The sequence below is a fragment of the Pseudomonas neustonica genome (genome assembly GCF_003797945.1).
Lineage (GTDB): Bacteria > Pseudomonadota > Gammaproteobacteria > Pseudomonadales > Pseudomonadaceae > Halopseudomonas > Halopseudomonas neustonica.
This window is the reverse complement of the sequence record NZ_RKKU01000034.1, coordinates 25,113-34,067: the sequence shown is the minus strand read 5'-3', so window position 1 is coordinate 34,067 and position 8,955 is coordinate 25,113. Positions and strand designations below refer to the sequence as shown.

General features: G+C 58.7%; 12 protein-coding genes. All 12 read right to left on the bottom strand.

The genetic code is table 11. The annotated features are described in order from the left end of the window. On the bottom strand, window positions 1-325 hold a 325-nt coding region (locus EF096_RS18340), incomplete at its 3' end, for an Hcp family type VI secretion system effector (RefSeq protein WP_148079647.1). 291 nt (window positions 326-616) lie between these two features. After that, window positions 617-1,450 (bottom strand): cobalamin-binding protein, encoded by an 834-nt coding sequence (locus tag EF096_RS18335; RefSeq protein ID WP_123891212.1) that lies wholly within the window; start codon window positions 1,448-1,450, stop codon window positions 617-619. Further along, entirely contained in the window at window positions 1,451-1,876 is a 426-nt protein-coding gene (locus EF096_RS18330) for a hypothetical protein (protein ID WP_123891211.1), read from the bottom strand. It lies immediately after the preceding gene. After that, the gene (gene ribA / locus EF096_RS18325; protein ID WP_123891210.1) at window positions 1,869-2,492 is read right to left on the bottom strand and encodes a GTP cyclohydrolase II; all 624 of its coding nucleotides are present in this window, start codon (window positions 2,490-2,492) and stop codon (window positions 1,869-1,871) included. The genes EF096_RS18330 and ribA overlap by 8 nt, the downstream gene beginning before the upstream one ends. 130 nt (window positions 2,493-2,622) lie before the next feature. Then, complete coding sequence (locus tag EF096_RS18320; RefSeq protein WP_123891209.1) at window positions 2,623-3,300, bottom strand: retropepsin-like aspartic protease family protein; 678 nt, start codon at window positions 3,298-3,300, stop codon at window positions 2,623-2,625. Window positions 3,301-3,361: 61 nt separating this feature from the next. Then, window positions 3,362-3,856 carry a phosphatidylglycerophosphatase A family protein gene (locus EF096_RS18315; protein ID WP_123891208.1) on the bottom strand — a complete coding sequence of 165 codons (495 nt, stop codon included), beginning with the start codon at window positions 3,854-3,856 and terminating at the stop codon, window positions 3,362-3,364. Continuing rightward, window positions 3,849-4,838, bottom strand: coding sequence for a thiamine-phosphate kinase (gene thiL / locus EF096_RS18310; RefSeq protein WP_372237937.1), 990 nt, complete (start codon window positions 4,836-4,838; stop codon window positions 3,849-3,851). The genes EF096_RS18315 and thiL overlap by 8 nt, the downstream gene beginning before the upstream one ends. 33 nt (window positions 4,839-4,871) lie before the next feature. Continuing rightward, window positions 4,872-5,345, bottom strand: a complete 474-nt coding sequence (nusB, locus tag EF096_RS18305; protein ID WP_123891206.1) for a transcription antitermination factor NusB — start codon at window positions 5,343-5,345, stop codon at window positions 4,872-4,874. Next, entirely contained in the window at window positions 5,346-5,822 is a 477-nt protein-coding gene (ribH, locus tag EF096_RS18300) for a 6,7-dimethyl-8-ribityllumazine synthase (RefSeq protein ID WP_123891205.1), read from the bottom strand. It abuts the gene before it with no gap. A gap of 61 nt (window positions 5,823-5,883) precedes the next feature. Further along, entirely contained in the window at window positions 5,884-6,978 is a 1,095-nt protein-coding gene (ribBA, locus tag EF096_RS18295) for a bifunctional 3,4-dihydroxy-2-butanone-4-phosphate synthase/GTP cyclohydrolase II (protein ID WP_123891204.1), read from the bottom strand. 23 nt (window positions 6,979-7,001) lie between these two features. Then, window positions 7,002-7,664, bottom strand: a complete 663-nt coding sequence (locus EF096_RS18290; protein ID WP_123891203.1) for a riboflavin synthase — start codon at window positions 7,662-7,664, stop codon at window positions 7,002-7,004. 28 nt (window positions 7,665-7,692) lie between these two features. Next, a complete protein-coding gene (nhaD, locus tag EF096_RS18285; RefSeq protein ID WP_123891202.1) occupies window positions 7,693-8,949 on the bottom strand; it encodes a sodium:proton antiporter NhaD in 1,257 nt (418 codons plus the stop codon). Window positions 8,950-8,955 lie beyond the last annotated feature (6 nt).

Below are 8,955 nucleotides of genomic sequence, written 5' to 3'. Positions count from 1 at the left end.
GCTCCTGGGTACCGGTAGCGGAGGTGCGGTACCACTCCAGACGGCACTTGCTCAGACGCTCACCGGAGGTCAGGGCGTTGAAGATCAGTGGGGAGGACTTGTCGAACACCTTGGTGATCATCATCGGCTTGTGAACGCGCTGACCGGTAGGCTGACCGGACTGTGGATCACGCGGGATGATGACCTGGTGGTTGTAGCCCTGAACCAGTACCTGGTCTTCGTGACCTTCCTGGAAGATGTTGCCGACGGAATCTTCGGTGAAGGTACCGGCGGTGATCAGGCCCTGTTTGGTGCCTTCGATGGTGAGATAAGCGGGTGTTGGCATGGTGCTCTCCTTGCTTGGGATTAGGTGCCGGTGATGTCCGGCTGCCCAATAACAAACAAGAGCTGTGCCAACCGCATAAAACCAATAAAAATCAAATAGTTAAATAACAACCAAAGTCAGCCAAAAGGGCTTTTGTGACAGCCATCACAGAAGATTGCGCAGAAAGCTGCGCACCGCTGTGCAGGTTATTGCGCACCGGCCTGAGGGCCTTGGTTGCTGAGGGCTGGGGCGTAATGGGCGGCGGGGATTGGCGTGTGGGTTGCGCAAGTTCTTGCCAGCGCCACGCATCGCTTAACGCTGCGCCGCGACCAGAGCACAGAGCTCGGCGACACCTTCGACTACCTGTGTTGTGGGCCGGACCAGGTGACCGCCAGGCAGCACATAAAGGTGGTTATCAGCGACAGCCTTGAGCTCAGGGAAGCGGCGCCACTCATCCAACCAAGACTTAGCCACTGCGGACTGCCTCGCCAACACGATGATCACATCCGGATTCGCTGCCAACACCCCTTCCCGGCCAACCTGCGGCGCTAGCCCCGGCAGGTCAGCAAATACGTTCTGACCGCCGCAATAGTGCAACGCATCCGACAACAACTGCTCGCCAGCGACGGTGTAAATGGGATTATTCCAGAGCTGGATAAACACCCGTGGCGTGGGCAAATCAGCCGATGGCTTTAGCGCCTGCAGCTGCTGGCGGTAGTCTTGCAGCAGCTCGCGGGTACGCTCGGGCTTACCGAGCAACTGCCCCACCGATTGCGTGACACTGGCAATCTCGTCCAGGCTTTGCGGATCAAATTGCGCTACCTGAATACCCCAGCCACGCAGGCTTTGCAGTAGCTCGGGGGGATTACCAGAGGTCCAGGCTAAAACCAGATCAGGTTGCTGCGCGACTATGCTTTCAGCAGACAGAGCTTGATAGGCACCAACGCGCGGTACCTGCGCCAGCTCGGGCGCCAACTTGCCATCATCGAGCACACCGACCAGTTGATCACCCGCGCCCAGCAGCAAAGTCATATCGGTAAGAAAAGGAGCAAGGCTGACGACGCGTTGCGGCGCTGCCTGCGCACCGATACTGAGCAGACAGGCCAGCAGCGTCACACACAGGCCGGGAACCAGCCTGAGCGCCATTTACTGGACCCAGGCCGCCGGCGGACGATAAAGCAGCATGGCGCCGAGACTGACAACCACCAATAGCAGCAGCGGGACCAGCTCACCCGTGCAGAAGAAGTGAAAAACGCCAATAAAACCGGGCAGTTCTGCCGCCAACAGACCCAACATCTGTTCACGATGCAGCACCGACCAGGCCGCTTGCGCGCCCTCCTCATTGCCCAGGCCTTCCGCCTGAATCAGCGCTCGCTTGTAGCGCCGGAAGCGCCACAGGGTAAGAAACAGACTAGCCATGGCCAAGGTAAACAAAGGGATTGCGGCAGACTCGTACACCCCGTTCCAATCGCCCATCAACCAGATGATGACCAAGGGGATCAGCAGCGCACTCGCCGACTGCATGCGCCAAACCGTACGCAAGGTGCGCCACTGCGGCTTCGCATCAAACATCATCGGGCTCCGCTTCGGCCTGATGCAACTGGCCGAGCATGTGCCCGAGCTTGCCGGCCTTGGTCGCCAGGTACTTGGTGTTGTGTGGGTTTCTACCAAACTGCAACGGCAGCCGCTCCGCTACTTCGACACCAAACCCCTGCATAGCCTTGACCTTGCGCGGGTTGTTAGTCAGCAGTTTGAGACTATTGATGCCAAGATGCGCCAGCATGGGCTTGCAGATGCCGTAATCGCGCTGATCAGCGCCAAAGCCCAACAGCTCGTTGGCTTCAACGGTATCAGCACCGCCGTCTTGCAAGTGATAAGCACGGATTTTGTTCATCAAGCCAATGCCACGGCCTTCCTGGCGCAGGTACAGGAGCGCGCCACGGCCTTCTTTGGCAATAGCGGCAAGTGCCGCTTCCAGTTGAAAGCCGCAATCGCAGCGCAGGCTGAACAGCGCATCGCCGGTCAGGCACTCGGAGTGCAAACGGCCTAGCACCGGCTCACCATCGGCCACGTTACCCATGGTCAGGACGACATGCTCCTTGCCGGTCTCCTCTTCGAGAAATCCATGCATGGTGAATGTGCCCCACTGGGTGGGTAGCTGGGATGACGCAATAAAGGTGACGGTCACACCGGTCTCCTGTGCAGCTGCTGCATAAAGGGGCAGCTATATTAGCAGGAGAACGCCCCTCCGGCGATCTTCAAGACGCGTGAATCAGCCCGATGAATAACGCAGGCCCAGGTAAAGCCCGCAGAAAACCTTAATACTTGCGCTCAAGCACCAGGGTACTGCCCTGATCGTCCATACGCACGCGGCTCAGCCAGCTCATACCAAGCAGCACATCCGTTGGAAAGCGGCCTTCGAGCACCAGGCCATCGATGCCGTTCAGCTCGATATCGCCTACTTTGACGCGATCCAGACGCACGCGATACGCCTTGACGTTCGCACTGGCAGTGCTGGCCCGCACTTCAGTCCCTGTCACCAGAAAGTCGATACCCAAACGGCGCGCCTGAATGGCATTCATGGCCACGCTGGTGGCCCCGGTATCGACCATAAACTGCACGTTTTGACCGTTGATTGAGCCATTCGCAATGAAGTGCCCGCCCTCACCGCGCGCAATACTCACGCGCTGCGTTTCACGCTCGGCAAAACCCTGCGTGTACTCGCGCTGCAGCCCATACTGACGCCGCTGGCCATTGATGCTGATGGTCGCGCTCTTGCTGTCGGCAGAGATCAATGTCACCCCGTCAGGCCCCGGCTTGCCGACGCGCAGCATGTGCCGCTGGCCATCGACATTGACTACCGCGGCATTCGCAAACAGCCCCACCACTCGCACTTCAGGCTCGGCCCAGGCAGAGCCCACAACCACGGCCGACAGCAACACCGCGGGCAGCAGGCGCTTGGCACCCTTGAGGAGAGTCGTGGCAGCACTCGGCATGCGTGTATCCTTTTCAGCGGCCGCCTGCCTGCAGATGCAGCAGCCTCGATTAGCGTCTTGCCTAGACGATAGCCAATAGGTATTCGCCAAGCAACAGCACGGCTAATGCCATGATGCCGGCAATGATGTCATCGAGCATGATGCCAAGGCCGCCGCTAACGTGGTGATCAATCCAGCCGATCGGCCAGGGCTTCCAGATATCGAAGAGACGAAACAGCAAAAACCCCGCTATCAGCCAGAGCCAGCCGACCGGCGCCAGCCAAAGCGCAATCCAGACACCAACAAACTCGTCCCAGACAATACCGCCATGATCGTGTACGCCCAGGTCAGCAGCAGTGCGGTGACATAACCAGATACCCACTAGCGTGCTCAATAGCAGCACCAGCGCATAACCGCCCGGTGGTAGCTGCTGCCAAATAAGCACAAAGGGCATGGCAGCGAGCGTGCCCCAGGTACCCGGCGCCTTGGGCATGGCACCGCTGCCAAAGCCAAAAGCCAGAAAATGAATAGGGTTACGCCATATTGAAGCGGGCGCGCGTTCGTATGAATCAGTCATTAGCACTCCTGAAATGTTGATAACCACGCTCGCCAGCGATCGGCGCATAGCCCTTGCCGACATCCAGCAACACACCACTGCCGGCATGCACGCTGCCGATCACGCTAACCGCATGCCCCGCCGCTCGCCACTGCGCAATACGCGCTTTCTCCCTGGCCGGGAGCGTAAACAGCAGGACGTAATCATCGCCGCCGCGCAGCATCCAGTCCAACTTCTGCCGTGGCGCCCAGGCCGATAGAGCTTCACTGCCGGGCAGTTGCGCCGCATTGATATGCAGCGCCACGCCACTAGACTCAGCGATGTGCTCGGCATCAGCTAACAGGCCGTCTGAGATGTCCAGACCTGCGCTGGCAACTCCGCGCAATTGCTGACCCAGCAACAGCTGCGGCTGCGGTCGCCAGAAACGCTGCTGCAGATAATCCTGACCGGCGATTGCTAGCCCGGCCGGCAACGACTCACCTTGTACTACGGCCAAGCCTGCTGCGCCGTCGCCCAGCGGACCGCCGACACAGAGTAGATCGCCGCCGCGCGCGCCGGATCGAGTAAGCGCCTGACCCGCAGGTACCTGACCGAGCACTGTGACGCCAATATTCAGCGGGCCGCGGGTGGTGTCACCACCAATCAAATTGATAGCGAAATCACGCGCTGCCGCAGCCAGGCCAAGCGAGAACGCCTGCAGCCAGGGCTCATCAACCGTAGGCAGGCTCAAGGCAAGCGTAAAGGCAAGGGGAGTCGCCGTCATAGCGGCAAGATCACTGACCGCAACGGCTAGCGCGCGGTAGCCAAGTTCAGCGGGAGGGTAACGCTCGGGAAAGTGGACACCCGCCAACAGGGAGTCGGTGGACACCACCAATTGCTGACCGGCAGCCAGTTGCAGCAGCGCGGCATCATCACCGATACCCAGCGCAGTGGCGCTGGCATCGGTGGCGCGCTCAAGCTGAGCGGTGCGGAAATAGCGGCCAATCAGCGCGAACTCATCCAGTGCCATGCCCGCTCTCCCCGGCCGCTATCAATACTACTTGTTGCGTGCGGCGCTGACCTCGGCCTTACGCAGACGCGGAGCCAACTTATCGAGAATGCCGTTTACGTACTTGTGGCCATCGGTGGCGCCAAACGACTTGGCCATCTCGATCGCCTCATTGATGACAACGCGATAGGGCACATCGATTCGCTTGAGCAGCTCGTAAACGCCAATGCGCAGCACGGCCAGCTCAATCGGGTCGAGCTCTTTGATATCGCGATCCAGTACGACACCCAACTCGTTGTCGATGTCGCCCAGATTGCGCGGCACGCCAGTCAGCAGCTCATGGAAGTACGCACTGTCAACCTTGCTGAAGTCGTTATCGGTGCGGAACTGCGCCTCGATATCGGACAGCGCCTGATCCGCCATGTGCCAGGAGTAAAGCGCTTGCAGCGCCAAACTACGCGCCTTACGGCGAGCGGATGCCTTGGGGCGACCTGCTGCCGGTTGCTGCTCGAGGTTGTCCACTCAGGCCTCCAGCTGCTTAATCACGCTGACCATCTCATAGGCTGACATGGCCGCTTCTGCGCCCTTGTTGCCCGCCTTGGTGCCGGAACGCTCGATGGCCTGCTCGATGCTGTCAACGGTCAGTACGCCGAAGGCAACCGGAATACCGTATTCCAGCGAGACCGAACCCACGCCTTTGACGCATTCGCCAGCGACGTATTCAAAGTGTGGCGTGCCACCGCGAATGACGGCGCCCAGGGTGATGATGGCGTCGTACTGCTTCAGGTCAGCGACTTTCTTCACCATCAGCGGGATTTCAAACGCGCCCGGTACACGAACGATAGTGATGTCGGACTCTTTCACGCCGTGGCGCTTGAGTGAATCTACGGCGCCCTCTACCAGGCTCTCGACGACAAAGCTGTTGAACCGGCCAACAACCAGTGCATAGCGGCCTTGGCCAGTTACAAAATCGCCTTCGATGGTACGGATAGCAGTCATGGGCACTCTCTCTCAATTAAAGAACCGGCAGCGCGCAGGGCGCTGTCGTGAATCAAAGCGTTTATTCGCAGGGCAGATATTCTACTACTTCCAGGTCGAAACCGGATATGGCATTGAACTTCATCGGTGCCGACAGCAGACGCATTTTACGCACACCCAGATCACGCAGAATCTGTGAACCGGCACCAACTGTATTGTAGGTCGAAGGGCGGCGTGGCGCCGCTTTGCCTTCACCCAGGTTACTGACATGCGCCAGCAATGACTCGGAATCCACCTGGTTACCCAGAAGCAAGACCACACCGGTGCCTTCAGCCGCCACGCGGCGCATAGCATCCTGCAAACTCCAGCGGCCACCCTCAGGCACCAAAAACAGATCGCGCAACGGGTCTACGTTGTGCACCCGAACCAGGGTTGGCTCTTCCGGTTGGATATCACCCAGGGTCAGCGCCATGTGCACGACATCGTCGGTGCGGTCGCGGTAGGCGACCAGACGAAACTCGCCCAGCTCGCTCTTCAACACCTTCTCATCGGCTCGCTCGACCGTGCGCTCATTCAGCAGACGGTAGTGAATCAGGTCGGCGATGGTACCGATTTTCAGATCGTGCTGTTTGGCAAAGGTCTCCAGATCAGGGCGACGCGACATGCTGCCGTCATCGTTCATGATTTCACAGATTACCGCTGCCTCGCCAAAGCCGCCCATGCGCGCCAGATCACAGGACGCCTCGGTATGACCGGCCCGCGCCAGCACACCACCAGGCTGCGCCATCAGCGGGAAGATATGGCCTGGGCTGACGATATCATCCGCCACCGCATTGGCCGCACCGGCGGCTTGCACCGTACGCGCGCGGTCAGCCGCAGAGATACCGGTACTGACGCCCTCGGCGGCCTCGATCGACACGGTGAACTTGGTGCCAAAACCCGAGCCGTTACGCTGCACCATCAAGGGCAACTTGAGGCGCTCGCAGCGCTCCAGGCTCATTGGCATACAGATCAGGCCACGGCCATAACGTGCCATAAAGTTGATGTGCTCGGCCTGGCAGGCCTCGGCCGCCATGATCAGATCACCTTCGTTCTCGCGGTCTTCGTCATCCATCAGGATGACCATCTTGCCCGCGCGAATATCTTCAATCAGTTCTTCAATGCTGTTCAGTTTCATCCGGCCCTCCGAGGGCTGGTTAATCAGGATTTGAGAAAACCATTCTCGGCCAGAAAGGCCATGCTGATACCGCTGGCAGTCGGCTCTGCGGCCTTTTCGCCAAGCAGCAGACGCTCCAGGTAGCGAGCGATCAGGTCAACTTCCAGGTTGACCGGGCTACCATTCTGGTAATCGCCCATGATGGTTTCCTGCAGGGTGTGCGGCACTATATTCAGATGGAAGACGGCGCCCTCCACGGCGTTCACGGTCAGACTGGTACCGTCGACCGTGATGGAGCCTTTCTCGGCAATGTACTTGGCCAGTTCAGCCGGCGCCTCGATACGGAAGTGCCAGGAACGAGCATCTTCCTGCATGGACAACACCTTGCCAACACCATCCACGTGCCCGCTGACCAGATGACCACCCAAGCGTGTGGTTGGCGTCAGCGCCTTTTCGAGATTCACTCGGCTGCCCGGTTTGAGGCGCGACAGCGCAGTACGGCGAATAGTCTCCTGGCTGACATCGGCCCAGAAGCCGTCGCCCGGTAGTTCAACGGCGGTGAGACAAACGCCATTCACGGCAATGCTGTCACCCAGCTTGACGTCGCCAAGATCCAACTTGCCGGTCTTGACGTACAAACGCACGTCGCCACCACTGGGCTGCATGCTTTGAATCTGACCAACTGCTTCGATGATGCCGGTAAACATAAACTGCCTCGTACTTGATCTGTGCTGGTCAGGCGACCAGCAGACCCAACCCGTATACGGCGATAAAGCCAAAGGCGAAGGCCAGCAACAACAGGCCAAAGCTACGCAGGTAGGTAATGAATGTGAGGCCGGGCATCTTGCTCATGGCAACGATGCCGGCAGCGGAACCAATTATAAGCAGGGAACCACCCACACCGACAGCATAGGTCAGCCCCATCCACTCGGCAGCGTTCATCTGCAGGTTTGCCTTGAGCAAGGCTGCAGTCAACGGCACGTTATCAATCAGCGCAGAAAGCATACCCATCAGGAAGTTGGCCAGCATCGCCGGCATCACGTCATACAGTGACGTCAGGCTCTGCAACGTACCGATAAACTGCAACATGCCCACCAGCAGCAATACGCCAAGGAAGAACAGCAGCGTCTCGAACTCGATAACGCGGATGTATTCCAGAATGGGGTCGTTGTCGATGTCTTCATTAAAGAAGCGCGCGATCAGGAACATCAGCGCCAGACCGGTGAGGAAGGTCAGCACCGGTGGAATCGCAAAGAACAGGCTGAGCAGAATGGTCGCGATAATGGTCAGCAGAAAGAGCGCACCAATCAGCTTGTCGACACCGCGCAACTCATGCAGCGTGTTTTTTTCAATCACCACCTCGTTATTCAGCCCCACCGACAGCAGCGCCGCCAGCAACAGCACGGCCAACAGGGCCGGTAAACTCAGCAACAGCAAATTGGTGATCTCGACCTTGTCGGCCATAAAGATCATCAGGGTCGTCACGTCGCCGGTAATCATCGATACGCCGCCTGAGTTGACGGCAAACACCACCAACGTGGCGAAGCGCAGCATCTTGCGCAGCTCCAAATTGAGACTCAGCACCAGTGCGACCGAAACCAGCGTGGCGGTAATGTTGTCGGCAATCGAGGAAAATACAAAGCAGAACACACCAGTCAAAAACAGCAGTTTTCGCTCGGTAATTCGGCCCGGCAGGATGCGATAGATGATGTTTTCGATCAGACCTTTCTTGTTCAGATAGGCCACGAAGGTCATGGTCGCCAGCAGGAACAGCCAGAGACTGGCAATATCCGTAATGTTCTCGTTCAGCGCGCCCTGCACTCGCCCACGCATCGCCTCATCCGGGGCGGCGATAAACAGCACCATCCAGGACAGCGCGCCAAACAGCAGCACCACCTTGGCCTTGTTTACATGAATGACTTCTTCTAGCACCACGCCCAAAAAGGCGACTACCGCCATCACCAGTAGCAGTATCTGTACGCTGCTTTGCATTGTTTT

Bases quoted from the DNA above. Each gene is read 5' to 3' on its own strand.
- nhaD (WP_123891202.1), bottom strand. From the start codon at position 8,949: ATGCAAAGCAGCGTACAGATACTGCTACTGGTGATGGCGGTAGTCGCC.
- ribH (WP_123891205.1), bottom strand. From the start codon at position 5,822: ATGACTGCTATCCGTACCATCGAAGGCGATTTTGTAACTGGCCAAGGC.
- EF096_RS18335 (WP_123891212.1), bottom strand. From the start codon at position 1,450: ATGGCGCTCAGGCTGGTTCCCGGCCTGTGTGTGACGCTGCTGGCCTGT.
- EF096_RS18290 (WP_123891203.1), bottom strand. From the start codon at position 7,664: ATGTTTACCGGCATCATCGAAGCAGTTGGTCAGATTCAAAGCATGCAG.
- EF096_RS18320 (WP_123891209.1), bottom strand. From the start codon at position 3,300: ATGCCGAGTGCTGCCACGACTCTCCTCAAGGGTGCCAAGCGCCTGCTG.
- EF096_RS18315 (WP_123891208.1), bottom strand. From the start codon at position 3,856: ATGACTGATTCATACGAACGCGCGCCCGCTTCAATATGGCGTAACCCT.
- ribBA (WP_123891204.1), bottom strand. From the start codon at position 6,978: ATGAAACTGAACAGCATTGAAGAACTGATTGAAGATATTCGCGCGGGC.
- EF096_RS18330 (WP_123891211.1), bottom strand. From the start codon at position 1,876: ATGTTTGATGCGAAGCCGCAGTGGCGCACCTTGCGTACGGTTTGGCGC.